Here is a 22,177-nt window from a genome sequence, read left to right as displayed (position 1 = left end):
AGACATGCGAGTGCCGCTGAGTTGGCTCGCCGAGTACGTCGAGCTCGTTCCCGGAACGACGCCCGAGCACGTGCACGCCGCCCTGGTCGAGCTCGGGCTCGAGGAGGAGGGCGTGCACACGTTCGACCTCGTCGGCCCCATCGTCGTGGGCGAGGTGCTCGAGTTCGTCGAGGAGCCGCAGTCCAACGGCAAGACGATCCGCTGGTGCCAGGTGCGTGTCGCGCCAGAGGGCGAGACCGCGGCCGACGGCGGCGAGGCCGTGCACGGCATCGTGTGCGGCGCCCGCAACTTCTTCGTCGGCGACAAGGTCGTGGTGACCCTGCCCGGTGCGGTGCTGCCCGGCCCGTTCCCGATCGCGGCCCGCAAGACGTACGGCCACGTCTCCGACGGCATGATCGCCTCGGCGCGCGAGCTCGGCCTCGGTGAAGACCACGACGGCATCCTGCGACTGTCGACGCTCGGCATCGACGCGCCCGTCGGCACCGACGCGATCGCGCTGCTCGGCCTCGACGACACGGCCGTCGAGTTGAACGTCACGCCCGACCGCGGCTACGCCTTCTCGATCCGCGGCGTCGCCCGCGAGTACTCGCACGCCACGGGTGCGGCCTTCCGCGACCCCGCGCTGGTGCACCCGGCGCCGGATGTCGCGTCGGCGCCGTTCCCCGTCGAGCTCCGCGATGACGCCCCCATCCGCGGCCGTGCCGCGGTCGGCGTCTTCACGACGCAGATCGTGCGCGGGGTCGACCCCACGCGCCCGACGCCCGCGTGGATGATCGCGCGGCTGAAGCTCGCCGGCATCCGCTCGCTCTCGCTGCTCGTCGACATCACGAACTACGTCATGCTCGAGTTCGGGCAGCCGACGCACGCATACGACCTCGACAAGCTGCAGGGCGGCATCGTCGTGCGCCGTGCGACGCCGGGCGAGAAGATCACCACGCTCGACGACAAGGAGCGCGCGCTGCACGTCGAGGACCTCCTGATCGTCGACGATCGCGGCGCCATCGGCATCGCGGGCGTCATGGGCGGCGCCGACACCGAGATCTCCGACAGCACGACGAACGTGCTCATCGAGGCCGCGAACTTCGACCCCGTGTCGATCGCGCGCACGGCCCGTCGGCACAAGCTGCCGAGCGAGGCGTCCAAGCGCAACGAGCGCGGCGTCGACCCCGAGATCGCCGCGGCCGCCTCGGCGCGGGTCGCCCAGCTCATGGTCGAACTCGCCGGCGGCACGGCCGAGGGCGTCTCGGTGCTGGCCGACGTTCCCGCGCGCCAGGCGATCGTGCTGCCGCGCGGCTTCGTCTCGCGGGTCACGGGCGTCGACTACGACGACGCCGAGGTGCGTTCCTCGCTCGAGAAGATCGGTGCCTCGGTCGCCGACCTCGGCGGCCACGACGGCGTCGACGACGGGTTCTCGGTGGTTCCGCCGTCGTGGCGCCCCGACCTGACCGGCCGTGAAGAGCTCGTCGAGGAGGTCGCGCGACTCGGCGGCTACGAGCGCATCCCGTCGGTGCTGCCCGTCGCCCCGCCCGGCCGCGGCCTCACGCGCTCGCAGCGCATCCGTCGCCGCGTCTCCGACGCGCTCGCGGTCGGGGGAGCCACCGAGGTGCTCTCCTTCCCGTTCTCGAACGAGGCCGACAACCGGCAGTTCGGCAGCGCCGACGGGTCGCCCGTGGCATCCGTGCGGCTCGCGAACGCGCTCGATGCGACGAACCCGGTGCTGCGCCGTTCCCTGCTGCCCGGTCTCGTCGCGGCGGCCAAGCGCAATCGCTCGCGCGGCCTCGTCGACCTCGGCCTGTTCGAGCAGGGGCTCGTGTTCCTGCCCGAGACGGGTCGCGAGTACGGCACGAGCGAGTTGCCCGTCGGCGCCGCACTGCCGGGCGACGACGCGATCGCCGAGCTCGATGCCGGCATCCCGCCGCAGCCGCGTCACGTGGCCGCGCTCTTCGTCGGCGATGCCGTGACGAAGCAGCCCGGTCAGGCCGCGGTCGCAGCGGGCATCGTCGACGCCCTCGACGCCGCGCGTCGTATCGGCCTCGCGGTCGGCGCCGAGTTCGAGGTCGTGCAGGGGTCGCACCACACGATGCACCCCGGACGCACGGCTGAGCTGCGGGTCGACGGACATCCCGTCGGGTTCGCCGCAGAACTCCTTCCCGCGATCGCCGAGGAGGCCGACCTGCCGCGCGTGGTCGCCGTGCTCGAGCTCGACCTCGACGCCGTCATCGGACTCGCGGTCGAGCAGCCGGAGGCGCATGCCATCGGCACGTTCCCGGCGGCGACGCAGGACCTCTCGCTCGTCGTCGGCGTCGAGGTTCCCGCTGCGGTCGTCGCGGCATCCGTCGTCGAGGGCGCGGGCGAACTGCTCGAGGCCCTGCACCTCGTCGACGACTACCGCGGCCAGGGCGTGCCGGAGGGGCAGAAGAGCCTCACGTTCGCACTGCGCTTCCGCGCTGCCGACCGCACGCTGACCGCCGCCGAGGCGAGCGAGGCGAAGCTCGCCGGCGCGGCTCTCGCGGGCGAGCGCACGGGCGCCGCGATCCGCGAGTAACCGGGCCTGCGGTTCGCCGGGTCGGGGGCTGTCGGAAGCTCCGACCCGGCGATACCCTGAACCATGGCCGAACCGAAGACCGTTCCGACCGGGGCATCCGTCGGAGAATTCCTCGACGCGGTCGAGCCTGCCGGGCGGCGCGAAGACGGCCTCGTGCTGCGCGAGCTCTTCGACCGCGTGACCGACACCGACGCGGTCATGTGGGGCCCCTCGATCGTCGGCTACGGCCTGCAGCACTACCGATACGAGACCGGGCGCGAGGGCGATTGGCCGATCGTCGGGTTCTCGCCGCGCAAGGCGAACGTGGCGCTCTACGGGCTCCAGCTTCCCGGCGGCGAAGCGCTCGTCGAACGCCTCGGCAAGGTCAAGCTCGGGGCCGGATGCCTCTGGGTCGGCCGCCTGTCGAACGTCGACCTCGACGTGCTCGCGTCGCTGATCGACCGTTCGTGGATCCACGCGCGGGGGTGAGCGGTGGCAGGCATCGTCGCCGCACCCCGACCATCGCCGTGATCGGCAGCCGTGCCGGACAGGCTCCTCGTGCTCCGCGCGTCGTGGTCAGCGCGCCGCCGCGGCCCGTTCGGCCGACTGGATGACCGCCTCGACGCCGAGCATGAAGAGGTCGCGGTCCTCGAGGAGGGCCATCTTCACGCCGAGCTCCGCGATGCGCGGATGCGTGCGCGGGTCGGCGAGGATCGGCCCGTCGAACCACGGGCTCGTGTCGTCGTCGCCGACCCGCCCGGCTCGCCCGCGGGCGATTCCGGCCGCGGTCGAGAGCACGTGCGAGGCCATGAGGGCGTAGTGGCGCACGAGCTCGTCGCCGTCGAGCCCTGCCCTGGAGAACGCGTCGAGCATGAGCTCGACGGCGTCGAGCTCGCCTGGGCCGTGGGTCGTGAGCACGGTGGCCTCGACCGCGATCGCCGGGTAGGTCGTGAATGAGGCGAGGGTCGCGCGGGCCAGTTGCCGGAGGCGTTCGCGCCATTCCTCGGGTTCGGCGGTGACCGCGGCGACCGAGCGTGCGTTCAGCTCGTCGAGGAGCGCCTGCATGAGCGCCTCCTTGTTGCGGAAGTGCCGGTAGATCGCGGTGGGGTCGGTGCCGAGCCTGGCGCCGAGGTCGCGGACCGAGATGGTGGTGGCGGCCGTGTCGGCGGCGAGCTCGAGGCCTGCGGCGACGATCGAGTCGCGGTCGAGGCGCACCTTCGGGGCGCTGCCCGTTGCGCCGCCCGCTGCGCGGCCCGAGGCGGCGTGGCGGCTGGATCCGGTCGCGGTCGTCATCGCACCTGCTTTCGGTTCGCTGGGTCGGCACCCATCCTGTCACGCGTCGTCCGCCATGTGCGGCGATGCGACTGCGCGTTGCATCGGCCAGTGTAACGAATTGGACAACGCCGATGTCAACACTGTTGACGGCGCCGGGACGGGCGGCTACTGTCGCCACCACACACAACGAAGAATCGAGGCGAAGTGGCTGTCGACGTCCTATTCACCGGCGGGTCCGTGTTCACCGGAACCGGCTCGCCCCTGCACGACCATGCCGTCGGCGTCCGGCACGGGCGCATCGCCGCGATCGTGCCGGAGCACGAGGCCGCGAGCCTCGTCGGCCCCGATACCCGCGTCGTCGAGCTCGACGGCGCCCTGCTCTCACCCGGCTTCCAGGACGCCCACATCCACCCCGTCGGTGGGGGAGTCGAACTGCTGCAGTGCGACCTCAGCGCTGCGACGGATGCCGCCGACGCGGTCGCGACCGTCGCCGCGTACGCCGCGGCCAACCCCGATGAGTCGTGGATCCTCGGCGGCGGCTGGTCGATGGACCACTTCGCCGGCGGAGCCCCGGGCCGCGCGCTGCTCGATGACGTGGTGCCCGACCGACCGGTCTTCCTCATGAGCCGCGACCACCACAGCGCCTGGGCGAACAGCGCCGCGATCCGACTCGCCGGCATCGACGCCGAGACACCCGACCCCGCAGACGGCCGCATCGAGCGCGAGGCGGACGGCAGCCCTGCCGGCACGTTCCACGAGGGCTCGAGCGAGCTCTTCGCCGAGGTTCGGCCGGAGGGCAGCGAAGATCTCTCCTATCGCGGCCTCCTCCGGGCGCAGGAGCTCCTGCTCTCGCTCGGCGTGACCGGCTGGCAGGACGCGCTCGTCGCGGGCGACTCCGCCGGCATCTCCGATCCGACGGGGGCCTACTTGCGGGCCGTCGACGAGGGTGCGCTGCGCGCCCACGTCGTCGGCGCGCAGTGGTGGGAGCGCTCGGGCGGGCTCGAGCAGGTCGAGGGCATGCTGCGGCTGCGCGACGAGATCGCGCAGCGCGGGCACGAGGAGCGTCTCTCGTTCGGCACCGTGAAGATCATGGTCGACGGCGTCGCCGAGAACCAGACGGCGGCGATGATCGCGCCCTACCGCGACGCGCACGGCCATGACACGGCGAACCGGGGCATCTCGTTCGTCGATCCGACGCTGCTGCGGCGTGCCGTCGAGGCACTCGACGCCGCGGGCATGCAGGTGCACTTCCACGCGCTCGGCGACCGGGCGGTGCGCGAGGCGCTCGATGCCATCGAGGCCGCGCGCTCGGCGAACGGCCCGAGCGACGGACGCCATCACCTCGCCCACCTCCAGGTGGTCGCCGAGGCCGACACCGCCAGGTTCGCCGAGCTCGAAGCCGTCGCCAACCTGCAGGCCCTCTGGGCCACGCACGAGACCCAGATCGACGTGCTCACGCTGCCGTTCCTGCAGGACGGCGCCGAGGCGCGGCAGTACCCGTTCGGCGACCTCGTGCGCGACGGCGCGCGGCTCGCGGCGGGCAGCGACTGGCCCGTCTCGTCGGCCGACCCGCTGGCGGCGATCCACATCGCCGTCACGAGGATCGCACCCGACCTCGTCGACGGCGTGCCGCTCGGCGGCGCGCACCAGCGTCTCGACCTCGCGACGGCAATGGCCGCCTACACCTCGGGCAGCGCCTATGTGAACCACCGCGACCACGACACCGGGCACGTGCGTGAGGGATACCTCGCGAACCTCGTCGTCATCGAGCCGGATCCCTTCACCCTTCGCGACCACGAGCTGTATCGCGCCACCGTGACGTCCACGTGGATCGAGGGCGAGACCGTCTACGTCCGATACGACGCCGAGCCCGCCGCGGGACTCGCGGATGACGTCGCCACCCCCGGAATCCCCACCCCCACCCGCTGAGGAGCCTGACATGACCACCCTCCGATCCCGCGCCGGCGGCCGCACCGGCCGCCCCCGCGGCATCCTGCTCGTCGCCGCTCTCGCGGCGGGCGCCATGGCGCTCACCGCGTGCACGCCGCAGGCCGCGCCGAAGGCCTCGGCGCCCGACTGGGAGCTCACCGCCCAGACCGCCGCGCCCTCGGGCGACATCGACTCGTTCACCTGGGCGAACTACGGCGAGCCGTACTCGCTCGACTACGCGTACGCGTTCGACTACGCCGACAACATGGTGCTGTCGAACATCTGCGAGTCGCTGCTCCGACTGAACCCCGACTACACCCTCACACCCGGCCTCGCCGAGTCGTACGAGCAGTCGAGCCCGACGACGTGGGTGTACCAGATCCGCGACGGCGTGACCTTCCACGACGGCACGCCGCTCACGGCGGCCGACGTCGTGGCCTCGATGAGCCGCCACCTCGACCCGGCGGTCGGATCTTCGTGGTTCTCGGTCTACCAGAACGTCACCTCGATCGAGCAGACCGGCGACCGCGAGGTCACCGTCACGACGGCGATCCCCGACTCCCAGTTCAACCAGGGCATGGGCGGATCGGCCGGCGTCATCGAGTCGGCCGCGACGCTCGCCGAGAAGGGCGCCGACTACGGCAACTCCACCGGCCTCGTGAACTGCACCGGCCCGTTCGAGCTCTCGGAGTGGAAGTCGGGGGAGTCGATCACCCTCACCCGCTACGACGACTACTGGGACGACACACTCAAGGCGAAGTCGGGTGAGGTGCGATTCGTCTTCATGAACGACGCGAACGCGCGCATCAACGCCCTCAAGTCGGGCGATGTCGACGGCAGCTGGATGCTGCCGACCGACGGCATCGCGCAGTTGCAGGCGTCCGGAGCCGGCGACGTGTACTTCGGCCTCAGCACCGCGACCTCGAACCTCATCGTGTCCGACACCGACGGACCGCTCAGCGATCCTCGCGTGCGCCAGGCGCTCATGATGGCGCTCGACCGCGAGGGCATCCTCGAGGCCGCCGCCAAGGGCTACGGTTCGGTGTCGAACGCCCTGACCACCGAATCCGTGTGGGGCGAGGCATCCGAGCAGACCCGAACCGAGGCGTTCAGTGGCCTCGAGGAGTACCCGCGCGACCTCGAGGCGGCGAAGCAGCTCGTCGAGGACGCCGGGGCGACGGGGGAGAAGGTCGTGTTCGCGACCGCGCCGATCAGCAACGACTTCACCGTCGTGTCGCAGGCGACCGTGGCCGCCGCGCAGTCGATCGGCCTCGACGCCGAGATCAAGACCGTCACTCCCAACGCGTACACCGCACTCTTCTCCGACCCGAGCGCCCGCAAGGGCGTCGACCTCTTCTACACGGTCTGGTACCTCTCGAGCCCCGACCCGCTGGAGATGTACGGCGTGCTGCGCACCGGCGAGTTCAGCAACTACGGCGAGTGGAGCGACCCCGACTTCGACCGGATCGCGAACGAGGCCGTCGGCACCGCGGACCCCGACGCCCGGGCGAAGCTCACCTCCGAGCTGCAGCACATCGCGAACGAGCAGTTGCCGTGGCTCCCGCTCTACACCAGCCCGATGCCGGTCTTCGTCGGCGAACGCATCACCGGCGTCGCGCCGTCGATCGCGTTCCTGTACTACCCGTGGGCGGCGACCATTGGCGCTCGATAGGTCGACGGTCCCGGTCGCCGCGACGCCCGCGGCGACCGGTCCGGCCGGTCCGGCCGGTTCGATCGGTCCGGCCGGACCGGCGGAGCCGACCGGGCGGGGCCGGTACTCCGGCGGCATCCGTCGGGTCGCCAGCAGGTTGGGCGGGCTGGCGCTGACCCTGTTCCTCGCATCGCTCCTCGTCTTCTTCTCGCGTTTCATCGTGCCGGGCGACCCCGTGAGCTTCCTCCTCCGGGGCCGGCAGCCGAGTCCGGAGGCCATCGCCCAGGTCACCGAGCAGTACGGCCTCGACCTGCCGCCGTGGCAGCAGTACCTGAACTGGCTCGCGGGGGCGCTCCATGGCGACTTCGGCCGATCGCTGCAGTATCGGCAGGATGTCTCGACGGTCATCGCCGAACGCCTGCCCGTCACCCTCATGCTCGTCGTGATGGCGGGCGTGATCATCGCCGTCGTCGGCGTCACCGCGGGCATCGTCGCGGCGCTCAACCGTGGGCGCGTGCTCGACCGGGCGACGCTCGTCGGCCTGACGGTGCTGAGCGCGATCCCGTCGTTCGTCGGGTCGATCGTGCTCATCTCGGTGTTCGCGGTGCAGCTCGGCTGGTTCCCGACCTTCGGGTCCGGGGAGGGATTCGCCGACATGGCCTACCACCTCGTGCTGCCGTCGATCGCGCTCGCGATCGTGTTCATCGTGCTCGTGGGCAAGGTGACCCGGTCATCCATGGTCGAGCAGCTCGGCCGGGAGCACGTCGAGGTGGCCACGAGCCGTGGGCTGCGGCGGGGCACCGTCGTGCGCCGGCACGTGGTGCGCAATGCGCTCGGCCCGATCCTCACGGTGAGCGGCGTGCTCGTGGCCGGCCTCCTGGTCGCCAGCACGATCGTCGAGGCCGCATTCGGCCTCGCCGGCATCGGCTCCCTGCTGGTCCAGTCCGTCGACCGGCTCGACTTCCCGGTCGTGCAGGCGATCGTGATGCTCATCGTCACGGCGTTCGTCGTCGTGAACGCGATCGTCGACCTCGCCGAGCCGTGGATCGATCCGCGCTCGGCGGCGGGAGCGGGTGCGCGATGACCACGCCGACGCTCGCCGTCCAGGTGCTGCGCTCGCCGAGGGTGCGCCGCCCCGACCTGACCTTCATGATCGCGGCCGTCGTGCTCGCCGCGATGACGCTCGCGGCGATCTTCGCTCCGTTCGTCGCCCCGTACCCGCCCGACGCGATCGACCTGCTCGCCGTGAACGCCCCGCCGAGCACGGCGCACTGGCTCGGAACCGACGGCCTCGGCCGCGACCTGTTGAGCCGACTCGTCTACGGAGCTCGCACCGCACTGCTCGGTCCGCTGCTCGTGGTGATCGGCTCGACGGTCATCGGCATGCTGCTCGGGCTCATCGCCGGCTGGCGCGGCGGCTGGATCGACGCGGTGCTGGGTCGCGTGTTCGACGTGCTCTTCGCCTTCCCCTCGCTGCTGCTGGCCATCATGGCGGTCGCGCTGTTCGGCAAGGGGCTCGTCGCCCCGGTGATCGCGATGAGCATCGCGTACGCCCCGTTCGTGGCGCGGCTGACCAGGTCGCTCGTGAAGGCCGAGGTGAATCGGCCGTACGTGTCGGCCTACCGCGTGCAGGGCTTCGGCGGCGGCTGGATCGCCGTCAGGCGGGTGCTGCCGAACGTGATGCCCATCGTGGGCGCCCAGTCCACGTTGAACTTCGGCTACGTGCTCGCCGAGCTCGCGGGCCTGTCGTTCCTCGGTCTCGGGGTGCAGCCGCCGACGCCCGACTGGGGCGCGATGATCAACGAGGCCCAGTCCGGCATCCTCGCCGGAGCCTTCCTGCCCGCCCTGGTGCCCGCGGTCGCGGTCGTCGTCGTGGTCGTGGCCGTCAACATCATCGGGGACGAGCTCTCCGACCGCATCGGTGGAGGGGTCCCCGCATGAGCCTGCTCGAGATTTCCGACCTGACGCTCGACCTCGAGAACGGCACCAGCCTGCTGCACGGCATCTCGCTCGCCGTCGCGGCGGGCGAGACCGTCGGCCTCGTGGGGGAGTCGGGCTCTGGCAAGTCCCTCACGGCCCGCGCCGTCATCGGCCTCCTGCCCGATCGGGCGCGCCTCGGCGGCCGCATCGAGCTCGACGGGCACGAGGTGATCGGGGCGAGCGGCCGCGACATCCTCGCGCTGCGTCGGCACTCGGCGGCCATGATCTTCCAGGACCCGCGGTCGGGCATCAACCCGATGCGCACGATCGGCGATCACATGACCGAGACGCTCCGACTGTGCGAGGGCCTCTCGGCGACGGATGCCACGGCGCGGGCGCTCGAGCTGCTCGCCGCGGTTCGGCTGCCGCGCCCCGAGGAGCACCTGCGGCAGTACCCGCACGAGTTCTCGGGCGGCATGCTGCAGCGCGTGATGATCGCCGGCGCCCTCACGAGTTCTCCGAAGCTGCTCATCTGCGATGAGCCGACGACCGCATTGGATGTCACCACGCAGGCCGAGATCATCCGGGTGCTCGCCGATCAGCGCGACGCCCGCGGCATGGGCATGCTCTTCATCACGCACGACCTCAACCTCGCGGCCTCGATCTGCGATCGCGTGGTCGTGATGCGTGCCGGTCGCGTCGAGGAGGAGGGCGCCGCGCTGCAGGTGTTCACGGCGCCCAAGGCCGAGTACACCGCGCGCCTGGTCGCCGCGACACCGACGCTCGCGCCCGGCGGCGTTCCGGAGCGAGCGGATGCCGCGACGGCCGTCGACGCGGAGCCCCACGTCGCGACATCCGACGCACCTGCCTCAGGGGGCGCGTCCTCCGTGCCCGCACCGCTCCTCTCGGCGAAGGGGCTCTCGAAGACCTACCACCGGCGCGGCAAGCCGCCCGTGCGCGCCGTCGTCGAGGCGTCGTTCGAACTCGAGCGCGGCGGCGCGCTCGCGGTCGTCGGCGAGTCCGGATCGGGCAAGTCGACGCTCGCGCGCATGATCGTCGGCCTGGAGCAGACCGATGGCGGCGCGCTCGCCATCGCCGGCCGAGACCGCGCGTCGGTGCCGCACGGCCGCGAGGCCCGGCTGGCGCACGCCCGAAGCGTGCAGATGGTCTTCCAGGACCCGTACCTCTCGCTCGACCCCCGCATCACCGCCGGTCGGTCCATCGAGGACGCGCTGCGGCTGCACACGACACGGGATCGCACCGCCGCGCGGTCCCGTGCGGTCGACCTGCTCGAACAGGTCGGCCTCACGGCCGCACACGCCGACGCGCGGCCGCGAACCCTCTCGGGCGGCCAGCGCCAGCGCGTCGCGATCGCCCGCGCACTCGCGATCGAGCCAGACGTGCTCGTCATGGACGAGGCGACGAGCGCCCTCGACGTCTCGGTGCAGGCGCAGGTGCTCGACCTCGTGGCCGAGCTGCGTCGCGAGCGTGGGCTCACGGTGCTCTTCATCAGCCACGACCTCGCGGTCGTGCGACGGGTGTGCGACGAGGTGCTCGTGATGCGCCGGGGCGAGATCGTGGAGCGCGGCGCCACCGCCGAGCTGCTCGACGCGCCGCAGCATCCGTACACGCGCCTGCTCATCGACTCGGTGCCGAGTCCGGCCGGCGGTGAGGCGCGAGCCGCCGTCGCCTGATCCGCCGCGACCGGGACTACCCGACCGCCCGGTTTGCGGTCGGCGCCGCGCCGCCGCTAGGGTCGATCCATGTCCACCGCCCGTTTCGCCCGCACCGCACGCGTCGCGCGTGTCTCGGTCGTGCGCAACCGACGTCGTGGCGAGCGCCGAATGTCGGCGACCCCTGCGGAGGCCTGAGGCCTGACGCGGGGCGTCGCCGGAACATCGCCCCGCTCGTTCAGACCTTAAGGTGGATTCCATGACGTACTCCGTCGCCGTTTCCGGCGCGTCCGGGTATGCCGGAGGAGAGCTTCTCCGGCTGCTCGCTGATCATCCCGAGTTCGAGGTGCGAACCGTCACGGCGCATTCGAGCGCCGGCCAGTCGCTCGTGTCCGTGCAGCCGCACCTGCGCTCCTTCACGCACCTGACGCTGAAGGAGACGAGCGCCGAGACGCTCGGTGGCCACGACCTCGTCTTCCTGGCGCTGCCGCACGGCACGTCGGGAGCGATCGCCGCCGAGCTCTCGCCCGACACCCTCGTCATCGACTGCGGCGCCGACCACCGGCTCGAGTCGAGCACCGACTGGGCGGCGTTCTACGGCGGCGAGCACCACGGTGCGTGGAGCTACGGCGTGCCCGAGCTTCCGCGCCTGTCCGGCACGCAGCGCGAACGGCTCACGGGCGCTCGCCGCATCGCGGCTCCCGGCTGCAACGCGTCGACCGTGGCGCTCTCGCTCGCCCCCGGCATCCGTGCCGGCGTCATCGAGGATCGCGACCTCGTGTCGGTGCTCGCGGTCGGCCCGTCTGGTGCCGGAAAGAGCCCGAAGGTGAACCTGCTCGCGTCCGAGATCCTCGGCTCGGCGAATCCCTACGCCGTGGGCGGCGGCCACCGGCACATCCCCGAGATCCAGCAGGCCCTCCGCTGGGCGGGTGCGGCCGACCCGACGATCTCGTTCACCCCGGTCCTCGTGCCGATGAGCCGCGGCATCCTCGCGACCTCGACGGCCCGCATCGTTCCCGGAACGGATGCCGCGACCGTGCGCGCCGCCTGGGAAGACGCCTATGCCGGCGAGCGGTTCGTGCAGCTGCTTCCCGAGGGTTCGTTCCCGCGCACCTCCGACGTGGTGGGCGCCAACACCGCGCTCCTCGGACTCGCGATCGACGAGGCCGCCGGCCGCGTCGTCGTGGTCGCCGCCGTCGACAACCTCGTCAAGGGCACCGCGGGTGCCGCCATCCAGTCCGCGAACATCGCGCTCGGCCTCGCCGAGTACACCGGACTTCCCATGAACGGAGTCGCCCCGTGACCGTCACCGCCCCCGCAGGCTTCGAGGCCGCGGGCATCGCCGCGGGCATCAAACGCTCAGGCGCCCTCGACCTCGCCCTCATCGTGAACCGGGGGCCGTCGGCGGCGGCCGCGGCCGTGTTCACGTCGAACCGCGCGAAGGCGAACCCGATCCTCTGGTCGCAGCAGGTCATCCTCGACGGCGTCGTGTCGGCCATCGTGCTGAACTCCGGCGGCGCGAACTGCTTCACGGGCCCCGAGGGGTTCCAGGTCACGCATCGCACGGCGGAGGCCGCGGCATCCGCCCTGGGCATCGCCGCAGGCGACGTGCTCGTCTGCTCGACCGGCCTCATCGGCGACCAGCTCGACGGCGAGGTCCTCGAAGAGGGCGTGCTCTCGGCCGCCGCGCGCCTGTCGGCCGACGGCGGCGATGACTCGGCACGGGCGATCATGACCACCGACACGAAGCCGAAGACGGTCGTGATCGAGGGCGACGGATGGCGCGTCGGCGGCATGGCGAAGGGCGCGGGCATGCTCGCACCGGGCCTCGCGACCATGCTCGTGGTGCTCACCACCGACGCCGACCTGCCGAGCGGCGAGCTCGACGCGGCGCTCCGCGAGGCGACCAGGGTCACGTTCGACCGGCTCGACTCCGACGGCTGCATGTCGACGAACGACCAGGTCACGCTCCTCGCCTCCGGCGCATCCGGCATCGTGCCCGACCTCGACGCGTTCCGTACCGCCGTGACCGGCGCCTGTCGTTCGCTGGCCGAGCAGTTGCAGGCCGACGCCGAGGGTGCGAGCCACGACATCGCGATCGAGGTCCGCGGTGCCGTCACCGAAGACGACGCGGTCGAGGTCGGCCGCTCGGTCGCCCGCAACAACCTCTTCAAGGCCGCGATCTTCGGCAACGACCCGAACTGGGGCCGGGTGCTGGCGGCGATCGGCACGACGCAGGCGCCGTTCGACCCGTACCTCGTCGACGTGTCGATGAACGGCGTGCGGGTCTGCCACGCCGGGCGGCCCGACCAGCCCCGCGAGGCCGTCGACCTGACGCCGCGCGCCACGCACGTGCTCATCGAGCTGCATGCGGGCGAGGCATCCGCCATCATCCTGACCAACGACCTCACGCACGACTACGTGCACGAGAACAGCGCGTACGCGAGCTGATGATGCAGACGCGCGCACAGACAGAGACCGCCGATGCCGAGTCGTCGGCCTCGGCCAAGGCCCACGTGCTCATCGACGCCCTGCCGTGGCTGAAGCGCTTCCACGGCGAGACCGTGGTCGTGAAGTTCGGCGGCAACGCGATGGTGAGCCCCGAACTGCAGCGAGCCTTCGCCGAAGACATGGTCTACCTCCGCTACGCGGGCATCAAGCCCGTCGTCGTGCACGGAGGCGGCCCGCAGATCTCCTCGATGCTCGATCGTCTCGGCATCGAGAGCGAGTTCCGGGGCGGCTACCGGGTCACCACGCCCGAGGCGATGGACGTGGTGCGCATGGTGCTCTCCGGCCAGGTGAACCGCGAGCTCGTCTCCCTCGTGAACGAGCACGGCCCGCTCGCCATCGGCCTCTCCGGCGAGGACGCCGGCCTCTTCCGCGGCCGCCGTCGCGGGGTCGTCGTCGACGGCGTCGAGGTGGACCTCGGCCAGGTCGGCGACGTCGTCGAGGTCGACCCGGCCGCGGTCATCGCCCAGCTCGAAGCCGGCCGCATCCCCGTGGTCTCGTCGATCGCCCCCGATGCCGACCATTCGGGCCAGTCGCTGAACGTGAACGCCGATTCGGCGGCCGCCGCGCTCGCGGTCGCCCTCGGCGCGGCGAAGCTCGTCGTGCTGACCGACGTCGCGGGTCTCTACCACGATTGGCCGAACCGCGACTCGCTCGTCTCCCAGATCGACTCGGCCGAGCTCGCAGCGCTCCTGCCGAAGCTCGAGTCGGGCATGATCCCGAAGATGGCGGCCTGCCTCGAGGCCGTCGAGGGCGGCGTCGCGAAAGCGGCGATCATCGACGGACGCGTGCCGCACTCGATCCTGCTCGAGATCTTCACGCCCGCGGGCATCGGAACCGAGGTGGTGGCCGCATGAGCGCCTGGCAGCAGCGTTTCGACCGTCGCGTCATGCGCTCCATCGGCATGCCGCTCCGCAAGCTCGACCACGGCGAGGGCGCATACGTCTGGGACGACGAGGGGAACGAGTACCTCGACTTCCTCGCGGGCATCGCCGTCAACTCGCTCGGGCACGCGCATCCCGTGTTCGTCGAGGCCGTCAGCCGGCAGGCCGCGACCCTCGCGCACGTCTCGAACTACTTCACGACCGAGCCGGCGCTCGAGCTGGCCGAGCGCATCGTGCGCCTGGCCGGCGCGGGCGAGAACGGCCGTGCGTGGTTCGGCAACTCGGGCGCCGAGGCCAACGAGGCCGCGTTCAAGCTCGCTCGGCTCAACAACTCCGGCGGTGCGCGCACCCGGGTGCTCGCCCTGGTCGACGCGTTCCACGGCCGGACCATGGGCTCGCTCGCCCTCACCGGCAAGCCGCACATGCGCGAGGCGTTCGAACCCCTCGCGGGCGGCGTCGAGCACATCCCGGGCACGATCGAGGCACTCGAGGCGTCGATCGACGACGCCGTCGCCGCCCTCATCGTCGAACCCATCCAGGGCGAGGCCGGCGTCGTCGAGCTCCCCGACGGCTACCTCGAGGCCGCCCGCGAGCTCACCCGCCGACACGGCGCGCTCCTCATCGTCGACGAGATCCAGACCGGCGCCGGGCGCACCGGCGAGTGGTTCGGCTTCCAGCACGCCGGCATCACGCCCGACGCCATCACCGTGGCCAAGGGCATCGGCGGCGGCATCCCGATCGGCGGACTCGTGACGTTCGGCGCGGCATCCGACCTCTACTCGAAGGGCCAGCACGGGTCGACCTTCGGGGGCAACCCGCTCGCCACGGCCGTGGCCAACGCGGTGCTCGGCGAGATCGAGCGCGCCGACCTCGTCGGCAACGCGGCTCGCCGCGGGCCGGAGGTGCGCGCACGCATCGAGGCGATCGGCTCGCCGCTCGTCTCGGCGACGCGCGGCCGCGGACTCCTCATCGGCGTGGGGCTCACCGAGCCCATCGCGGGCCGCATCGTCGACGCGGCGCTCGAGCGCGGCCTCATCGTGAACGCCGCCAACGACGTGACGATCCGGCTCGCGCCACCGCTCATCATCGGCGACGTCGAGATCGACACCTTCGCAGACCGATTCGCCGCAGCGCTCGACGACGTCGCGCACGCGGCATCCTGACCCGAACCGACGCGTCGGCGCAGCCGACCCACCGAACGGAACACACACGACATGACCCGCCACTTCCTCCGTGACGACGATCTCACCCCGGCCGAGCAGGCCGAGGTGCTCGACCTCGCCCTGCGCCTGAAGGCCGACCGATTCGCCGAGCGCCCGCTCGAGGGGCCGCAGACGGTCGCCGTCTTCTTCGACAAGACCTCGACGCGCACGCGCATCTCGTTCTCGGTCGGCATCTCCGACCTCGGCGGTTCCCCGCTCATCGTCTCGTCGAGCGACAGCCAGCTCGGCGGCAAGGAGTCCGTCGCCGATACGGCCCGAGTGCTCGAGCGCATGGTCGCCGCGATCGTCTGGCGCACGTTCGCGCAGTCCGGGCTCGAAGAGATGGCCGCCGGCACGACCGTGCCGGTCGTCAACGCGCTCTCCGACGACTTCCACCCGTGCCAGCTGCTGGCCGACCTGCTGACGATCAAGGAACGCTTCGGCGACCTCGCCGGCCGGTCGCTCGCCTATGTCGGCGACGGAGCCAACAACATGTCGCACTCGTACCTGCTTGCCGGTGCGACCGCCGGCATGCACGTGCGCGTCGGGTCGCCCGCCGGCTACCCGCCTCGCGCCGACATCGTCGACGACGCCCGCCGCATCGCCGCGACGACGGGCGGATCGGTGCTCGTCACGACGAACCCGCACGAGGCCGTCGCCGAGGCCGACGTCGTGGTCACCGACACCTGGATCTCGATGGGCCAGGAGGCCGAGAAGGCCGAGCGCGTCGCGGAGTTCGCCGGCTACGGCGTCGACGATGCGCTCATGGCCGAGGCGGCCGACGGCGCGATCTTCCTGCACTGCCTGCCCGCCTACCGCGGCTACGAGGTCGAGGCGTCCGTCATCGACGGACCCCGGTCGGTCGTGTGGGACGAGGCCGAGAATCGACTGCACGCGCAGAAGGCCCTGCTGGCCTGGCTGCTCGCCCACCAGGAGGACGCACGATGACCGCCGAGACGCCCGGGACCCCCGGCACCGACGACCAGCACGGCACGAACGAGGGCTCGCTCTGGGGTGCCCGGTTCGCGAGCGGGCCGTCGCCCGAACTGCAGGCGCTCTCGAAGTCGACGCACTTCGACTGGCAGCTCGCTCCCTACGACATCGCCGGGTCGCGCGCGCACGCTCGCGCGCTCTCGGCGGCCGGGTACCTCGATGCGGGCGAGCTCGACGCGATGCTCGCCGGCCTCGATGCCCTCGAGGCGCGCGTGACGAACGGCACCCTCGTCGCGGCCGAGTCCGACGAAGACGTGCACGGCGCCCTCGAGGCCGCCCTGATCGACGTCGTCGGACCCGAGCTCGGCGGCAAGCTCCGCGCGGGTCGCAGCCGCAACGACCAGATCGCGACGCTCGTGCGCCTCTACCTGAAGGACCACGTCGCCGTCATCGGCCGCCAGCTCGTGCACCTCATCGACGCGCTCTCGGCGCAGGCCGACGCGCACCGCACGGCGATCATGCCGGGCCGCACGCACCTGCAGCATGCGCAGCCCGTGCTGCTCGCGCACCACCTCCTCGCACACGGGTGGGCGCTCTCGCGCGACCTCGAGCGACTCGTCGACTGGACCAAGCGAGCGGATGTCTCGCCCTACGGCGGCGGTGCGCTCGCGGGGTCGACGCTCGGCCTCGACGCGGCCTCCGTCGCCCGCGACCTCGGCCTCGCCTCGCCGTCCGAGAACTCGATCGACGGCACCGCCAGCCGCGACGTGGTCGCGGAGTTCGCGTTCGTCTCGGCGATGATCGGCATCGACCTCTCGCGCATCGCCGAAGAGATCATCCTCTGGAACACGCGCGAGTTCGGATTCGTCACGCTGCACGACGGCTACTCGACGGGTTCGTCGATCATGCCGCAGAAGAAGAACCCCGACATCGCCGAGCTCGCGCGCGGCAAGTCGGGCCGGCTCATCGGCAACCTGACCGGGCTGCTCGCGACGCTGAAGGCGCTGCCGCTCGCGTACAACCGCGACCTCCAAGAGGACAAGGAACCCGTCTTCGACTCGGTGGAGACCCTCGAGGTGCTGCTGCCGGCGTTCACGGGCATGATCGCGACCCTCACGTTCCACACCGAGCGCATGGCCGAGCTCGCCCCGGCCGGCTTCTCGCTCGCGACCGACGTCGCCGAATGGCTCGTGAAGCGCCATGTGCCGTTCCGCGACGCGCACGAGATCACCGGCTCGCTCGTGCGGTACGCCGAGGAGCATTCGCTCGAACTCGACGCGGTCGACGACGCCGCGCTCGCCGCCATCTCGCCGCACCTCACGCCCGACGTGCGCGAGGTGCTCACGATCGAGGGGTCCGTCGCGAGCCGCGACGGCGTGAGCGGCACCGCTCCGGCGAGGGTCGCCGACCAGTTCGCACGCCTCGCCGATCGTGTGCGTCACCTGGTCGCCGGCCTCCCCGACGCCGGGCACTGAGCGAGCGGATGCCGAAGCCGGGCGCATCGGACCCCGTGCCGCCTCCGGGCGGCGCGGCGTCCGGCGCCCGGCGTGCGCCCTCGCGGGCGTTCTTCGCGCGCGACTCCGTGGAGCTCGCGCCGCTGCTGCTCGGCGCCGTGCTCTCGTACACGTCCGACGCGGGCCGCGTCGCGGTGCGGATCTCGGAGGTCGAGGCCTACCGAGGCGTCGGTGAAGATCCGGGGTCGCACGCCCATCGAGGCATGACCGGCCGTACGGCCGTGATGTTCGGCGCGCCCGCGCACCTCTACGCGTACTTCACCTACGGCATGCACACGTGCCTCAACGTCGTCGCGGGCGTCGAGGGGCGGGCGTCGGCCGTGCTGGTGCGCGGCGGGACGGTGGTCGAGGGGCTCGAGCTCGCGCGAGAGCGGCGCGGCGCGGCATCCGATCGGGATCTCGCCCGCGGGCCGGCGAGGCTCGCCGTCGCGCTCGGCGTGCCGTTGGCCGCGAGCGGTGCCGACCTGCTCGAGTCGCCGTTCTCGCTCGAGGTGCCGACGGTACCGTTCGCGTTCGAGGCGGGCCCGCGCACGGGGGTCAGCGGCGCGGGCGGGGGAGCCGCGTATCCGTGGCGATTCTGGCTGCCCGGTGACCCGGGCGTCTCGCCGTATCGCCGGCACGCCAAGTCGCACGCCTGAGCGGAATCGGGCTGCCAGAGCCGGCCGAGTGCGTGGAGTCCGACGCGGTCGCCGTCGTCGTCGCAGTCGCTGCCCCGCCGCGAGCAGGTGCGTCGCGCGTCAGTGCACGGCGATCGTGACGACGAGGCTCGCCGCGCAGGCCCAGATGAGGCTCGCGAGCGTGCCGATGATGAACCGCTCGCGCGCTTCGGGCGCCTCGAGCTCGGTGAATCGGCCGACGCCCTTGACGGCGACGACGATCGCGAGGCCCTCGGGGAAGCCGGCGATGATCGAGCCGGCCACCGCGATGCGCTCGAGGAATCCGATGACGAGTCCGCCTCGCAGCACCTCGCGCTTCGGCGCGGCGACGATGCCCTGACGCTCTTCGGTGGTCGTGGCCTTGTCGCTGACGATGATGCCGCCGTGCAGGCCCGGTGCGACGCTCGAGCCCATGGCCAGCCGCAGCGCGGTCGCCGCAGCGGGGCTGCCGCCGAAGACGGCCGCCGTGAATGCGAGCGCGGTCGCGAGCGGACCGAAGCCGCCGGGCGCCGGTTCGGTCAATGCCGAGGCGCTGAGCAGCGCGATGACGAGGGCGCCGGCGGCGATCCACACGAACGCGGCCCGATAGCGCAGGTGCGCGAGCACCGAGAACGCGGCGGCGCCGGCGAGCGAGAGGAACAGGATGATCGAGGCGATGGCGTTCGTGACGGCGGTGGGATCGAACACGGGCTTCCTTCGGAGTAGGGCCAATGGAGCGGCTCCGAACAGCGTAGCGATCCGGGCCGACGCGCGGTCGCGGATTCGGCGCGTTCCGGCAGACGCGCTCGACGGTTCAGATGCGACGGACCCGTCTCACCTGGCGGGGCTGACCGACGGTTCAGACGCGACGGCTGCGTCGAGGCTTCCGAGCACCTGCTCGAGCGGCGCGATCGCGTCGCGTTCCGCACGCCACATCGCAGCCTTCAGGCGTGCGCTGACCGCCGCGGTGCTGATCGCGAGTTCGCTCGCGATGTCCTTCTGCCGGTGACCGGCCTGCGCGAGGTCGACGACCTCCCATCCGAACTCGCTGCGGCGTTCCCGCAGGAGGACGAGCAGGCGCACGAGCGCCTCGGCGCCGGCCGCGTCGATCGTCTCCGTCGGGTGGCCGTCGGTCGCGATCTCGGCCGGTGGGGCGGATGCCGCGCGAAGCGCGAACCGTCCGTCGGCCCGCTTGGCCGCCTGCACGGCCTCGCGCGCCGCGATGAACGCGGTGCCGCTCGCCTTTCGGGCGGCGTCGGGCAGGGGAGTGCGAAGCCCTCCGACGCCGAGCCCGACGCTCCAGCGCCCGTCGCGGGTGGTGTCGAGGACGATGCCGAGTGCGGTCGCCGCCGAGGCGGTGAGCAGTTGGATCTCGTCGCCGGCCGTCTGATCGGGCGGCAGCAGCAGCGCGTTGCCGTGGGTGCGCTCGAGGCGGGCGATCAGGTCGCCTGCGCGGTCGGCCTGTCGCCGGCTGGCGACCTGGTCGGCGGTGATCACGAACATGTCGCCCTCCCCAGATCAATGTCTGAACATTGAATCTTGATGCTCAAGGCTACATCATTGATACACGCAATTCTAGGTTCAGACCTTGACTTCGGTCGCTCGCCCCGCTGATACCCTTGCTGGGTGTCAGACCCCGTGATCCTCGCATCCCAGCACAACGACGACTCATTCGCAGACGTCTGGGAGGAGCTCCGCTGGCGCGGCCTCGTGCACGTCTCCACCGACGAAGCCGCCCTGAAAGAACTCCTCGCCGGCGATCCGATCACGTATTACTGCGGGTTCGACCCCACCGCACCGAGCCTGCACCTCGGCAACCTCGTGCAGCTGCTCGTGATGCGCCGGCTCCAGCTGGCCGGGCACAAGCCGCTCGGCCTCGTCGGCGGTTCGACCGGCCTCATCGGCGATCCTCGGCCCACGGCCGAGCGCACGTTGAACACGAAGGAGACCGTGGTCGAGTGGGTCGGCCGCCTGCAGGCGCAGGTCAGCCGCTTCCTCTCGGCCGACGGCGAGAACGCCGTTCGCCTGGTGAACAACCTCGACTGGACCGCCGGGCTCAGCGCCATCGACTTCCTGCGCGAGATCGGAAAGCACTACCGCGTCGGCACCATGCTCAAGAAAGACGCGGTCGCCTCGCGGCTCAACTCCGACGCCGGCATCAGCTACACCGAGTTCAGCTACCAGATCCTGCAGGGCTACGACTACCTCGAGCTCTTCCGTCAGTACGGCTGCGTGCTGCAGACCGGTGGCAGCGACCAGTGGGGCAACCTCACGAGCGGCACCGACCTGATCCATCGCGTCGAGGGCCGCAGCGCCCACGCCATCGGCACCCCGCTCATCACGAACTCCGACGGCACCAAGTTCGGCAAGAGCGAGGGCAACGCCATCTGGCTCGACGCCGACATGTGCAGCCCGTACCGCTTCTACCAGTTCTGGCTCAACACCGACGACGCCGACGTCATCGGGCGCCTGAAGGTGTTCACGTTCCTCGGTCGCGAGCGCATCGAACAGCTCGAGGCGCTCGTCGAGAGCGAGCCCTTCCGCCGCGAGGCGCAGCGCGCGCTCGCGAACGAGGTCACCACCCTGGTGCATGGGGCGGATGCCACGGCGGCCGTCATCGCGGCATCCGAGGCGCTCTTCGGCCAGGGCGACCTGTCGGCACTCGACGAGGCGACCCTCGAGTCGGCGTTGCGCGAGCTGCCGAACACCACGACCTCGCCCGACACCCCGGTGGCGCAGTTGCTCGTCGACACCGGACTCGTGAAATCGGTCGGCGAGGGCCGTCGCGCGATCGCCCAGGGCGGCGTCTCGCTCGACAACGTCAAGATCGAAGATCAGACGGCGACCATCGAGGGGCGCGTGGCGCCCGGCGGCATGGCCGTACTGCGTCGGGGCAAGAAGACCCTCGCCGGCATCTTCGTCCTCTAGTCGCACGCGCCGCTCGAGCTCCGAGCTCAACGACCCCGTTCACCTGCCAACCGCAGGGGAGCGGGGTCGTTCCGCGTCTCACCCGGCCGGATCCGCGGACCCGCCCGCCGGAATGCGCGTCGCTGCGTGCACGTCGAGTTTCGGATGCCGCCGCGTACCCGATTCGAAGCTCCGATGGCAGGGACGGCCCGCCTCGCTCGAACTCCGGATGCCGCGTGGGCTGGGCCATTGCGGCCGGCCCCGTTGGTACACGCCTGCCGACGGGGGCCGGTGTCCGGGGCGGAAACCTCAGCTGATCTGGGCTCCGATGTCTCGAGGACGGCGGTTGCTTATCGGCGACACGCCCGGGCTGCAGGGCTGATTTGGTGTCCTGGGGGGTGAGCCGTGTATCTTCATATCTGTCGCCGCGGCGGGTTGGAGAGATCCGGTTCGTGTGGTGAAGATCTCAGCCAAATAACCTCGTAGGCGCGTTTGCGACTCGGTGATTTCAAGTCTAAGATCGGATCTCCACCTTCTCCTTGGTTCACGGCTCATTTGGGCTGGTTTCTGGGAGTGTGATCGTAGTTCAGGGCTTCTGGTTCTGATGCGGTTCCCGGGTGGT

At 71.4% G+C, this 22,177-nt stretch carries 18 protein-coding genes; 15 read left to right on the top strand and 3 right to left on the bottom strand.

Going from position 1 to position 22,177, the window contains the following annotated elements:
* Positions 1 to 4 precede the first annotated feature (4 nt).
* Complete coding sequence (gene pheT, locus ASE68_RS12000; RefSeq protein WP_055858812.1) at positions 5 to 2,545, top strand: phenylalanine--tRNA ligase subunit beta; 2,541 nt, start codon at positions 5 to 7, stop codon at positions 2,543 to 2,545.
* A 63-nt stretch (positions 2,546 to 2,608) separates the two neighbouring features.
* Complete coding sequence (locus ASE68_RS11995; protein WP_055858809.1) at positions 2,609 to 3,013, top strand: DUF1801 domain-containing protein; 405 nt, start codon at positions 2,609 to 2,611, stop codon at positions 3,011 to 3,013.
* A gap of 87 nt (positions 3,014 to 3,100) precedes the next feature.
* Here the strand turns inward: ASE68_RS11995 and ASE68_RS11990 are convergent, their stop codons facing one another.
* The gene (locus tag ASE68_RS11990; RefSeq protein WP_082462207.1) at positions 3,101 to 3,817 is read right to left on the bottom strand and encodes a TetR/AcrR family transcriptional regulator; all 717 of its coding nucleotides are present in this window, start codon (positions 3,815 to 3,817) and stop codon (positions 3,101 to 3,103) included.
* Positions 3,818 to 4,003: 186 nt separating this feature from the next.
* Between ASE68_RS11990 and ASE68_RS11985 the strand changes: the two genes are divergently transcribed.
* The 12 genes from ASE68_RS11985 (at position 4,004) to ASE68_RS11930 (ending at position 18,651) form a co-directional block, all read left to right on the top strand.
* Entirely contained in the window at positions 4,004 to 5,728 is a 1,725-nt protein-coding gene (locus tag ASE68_RS11985; RefSeq protein ID WP_055858806.1) for an amidohydrolase, read from the top strand.
* 10 nt (positions 5,729 to 5,738) lie between these two features.
* Entirely contained in the window at positions 5,739 to 7,400 is a 1,662-nt protein-coding gene (locus tag ASE68_RS11980) for an ABC transporter substrate-binding protein (protein ID WP_200921707.1), read from the top strand.
* A 115-nt stretch (positions 7,401 to 7,515) separates the two neighbouring features.
* Complete coding sequence (locus ASE68_RS11975; protein WP_200921752.1) at positions 7,516 to 8,463, top strand: ABC transporter permease; 948 nt, start codon at positions 7,516 to 7,518, stop codon at positions 8,461 to 8,463.
* Positions 8,460 to 9,320: an ABC transporter permease gene (locus ASE68_RS11970; protein WP_055858804.1), complete on the top strand. Its 861-nt coding sequence runs from the start codon at positions 8,460 to 8,462 to the stop codon at positions 9,318 to 9,320. Before ASE68_RS11975 ends, ASE68_RS11970 begins: the two co-directional genes overlap by 4 nt.
* On the top strand, positions 9,317 to 10,993 hold the full coding sequence (locus tag ASE68_RS11965) for an ABC transporter ATP-binding protein (protein ID WP_055858801.1): 1,677 nt from the start codon (positions 9,317 to 9,319) through the stop codon (positions 10,991 to 10,993). Before ASE68_RS11970 ends, ASE68_RS11965 begins: the two co-directional genes overlap by 4 nt.
* Positions 10,994 to 11,231: 238 nt before the next feature.
* Positions 11,232 to 12,275, top strand: a complete 1,044-nt coding sequence (argC, locus tag ASE68_RS11960) for an N-acetyl-gamma-glutamyl-phosphate reductase (protein WP_055858797.1) — start codon at positions 11,232 to 11,234, stop codon at positions 12,273 to 12,275.
* Complete coding sequence (argJ, locus tag ASE68_RS11955; protein WP_055858795.1) at positions 12,272 to 13,423, top strand: bifunctional glutamate N-acetyltransferase/amino-acid acetyltransferase ArgJ; 1,152 nt, start codon at positions 12,272 to 12,274, stop codon at positions 13,421 to 13,423. The genes argC and argJ overlap by 4 nt, the downstream gene beginning before the upstream one ends.
* 2 nt (positions 13,424 to 13,425) lie before the next feature.
* A complete protein-coding gene (argB, locus tag ASE68_RS11950) occupies positions 13,426 to 14,337 on the top strand; it encodes an acetylglutamate kinase (RefSeq protein WP_055861271.1) in 912 nt (303 codons plus the stop codon).
* Positions 14,334 to 15,527, top strand: a complete 1,194-nt coding sequence (locus ASE68_RS11945; protein WP_055858792.1) for an acetylornithine transaminase — start codon at positions 14,334 to 14,336, stop codon at positions 15,525 to 15,527. Before argB ends, ASE68_RS11945 begins: the two co-directional genes overlap by 4 nt.
* Positions 15,528 to 15,578: 51 nt before the next feature.
* Positions 15,579 to 16,514, top strand: coding sequence for an ornithine carbamoyltransferase (argF, locus tag ASE68_RS11940; protein WP_055858789.1), 936 nt, complete (start codon positions 15,579 to 15,581; stop codon positions 16,512 to 16,514).
* Positions 16,511 to 17,974 (top strand): argininosuccinate lyase, encoded by a 1,464-nt coding sequence (gene argH, locus ASE68_RS11935; protein WP_055858786.1) that lies wholly within the window; start codon positions 16,511 to 16,513, stop codon positions 17,972 to 17,974. Before argF ends, argH begins: the two co-directional genes overlap by 4 nt.
* A gap of 8 nt (positions 17,975 to 17,982) precedes the next feature.
* The gene (locus ASE68_RS11930; RefSeq protein ID WP_082462205.1) at positions 17,983 to 18,651 is read left to right on the top strand and encodes a DNA-3-methyladenine glycosylase; all 669 of its coding nucleotides are present in this window, start codon (positions 17,983 to 17,985) and stop codon (positions 18,649 to 18,651) included.
* Between the two features lie 99 nt (positions 18,652 to 18,750).
* Here the strand turns inward: ASE68_RS11930 and ASE68_RS11925 are convergent, their stop codons facing one another.
* Both ASE68_RS11925 and ASE68_RS11920 read right to left on the bottom strand, forming a co-directional pair.
* Positions 18,751 to 19,356: a hypothetical protein gene (locus ASE68_RS11925; RefSeq protein WP_055858783.1), complete on the bottom strand. Its 606-nt coding sequence runs from the start codon at positions 19,354 to 19,356 to the stop codon at positions 18,751 to 18,753.
* Between the two features lie 126 nt (positions 19,357 to 19,482).
* A complete protein-coding gene (locus tag ASE68_RS11920) occupies positions 19,483 to 20,151 on the bottom strand; it encodes a hypothetical protein (protein ID WP_055858780.1) in 669 nt (222 codons plus the stop codon).
* A 123-nt stretch (positions 20,152 to 20,274) separates the two neighbouring features.
* Here ASE68_RS11920 and tyrS point away from each other — a divergent pair, with 123 nt between their 5' ends.
* Complete coding sequence (tyrS, locus tag ASE68_RS11915) at positions 20,275 to 21,576, top strand: tyrosine--tRNA ligase (RefSeq protein WP_055858777.1); 1,302 nt, start codon at positions 20,275 to 20,277, stop codon at positions 21,574 to 21,576.
* The last annotated feature ends 601 nt before the right edge of the window (positions 21,577 to 22,177 follow it).

Origin of the sequence: Agromyces sp. Leaf222 (assembly GCF_001421565.1) — a bacterium.
Lineage (GTDB): Bacteria > Actinomycetota > Actinomycetes > Actinomycetales > Microbacteriaceae > Agromyces.
The sequence above is the reverse complement of the archived record's forward strand: the minus strand, read 5'-3'. Positions and strand labels throughout refer to the sequence as shown.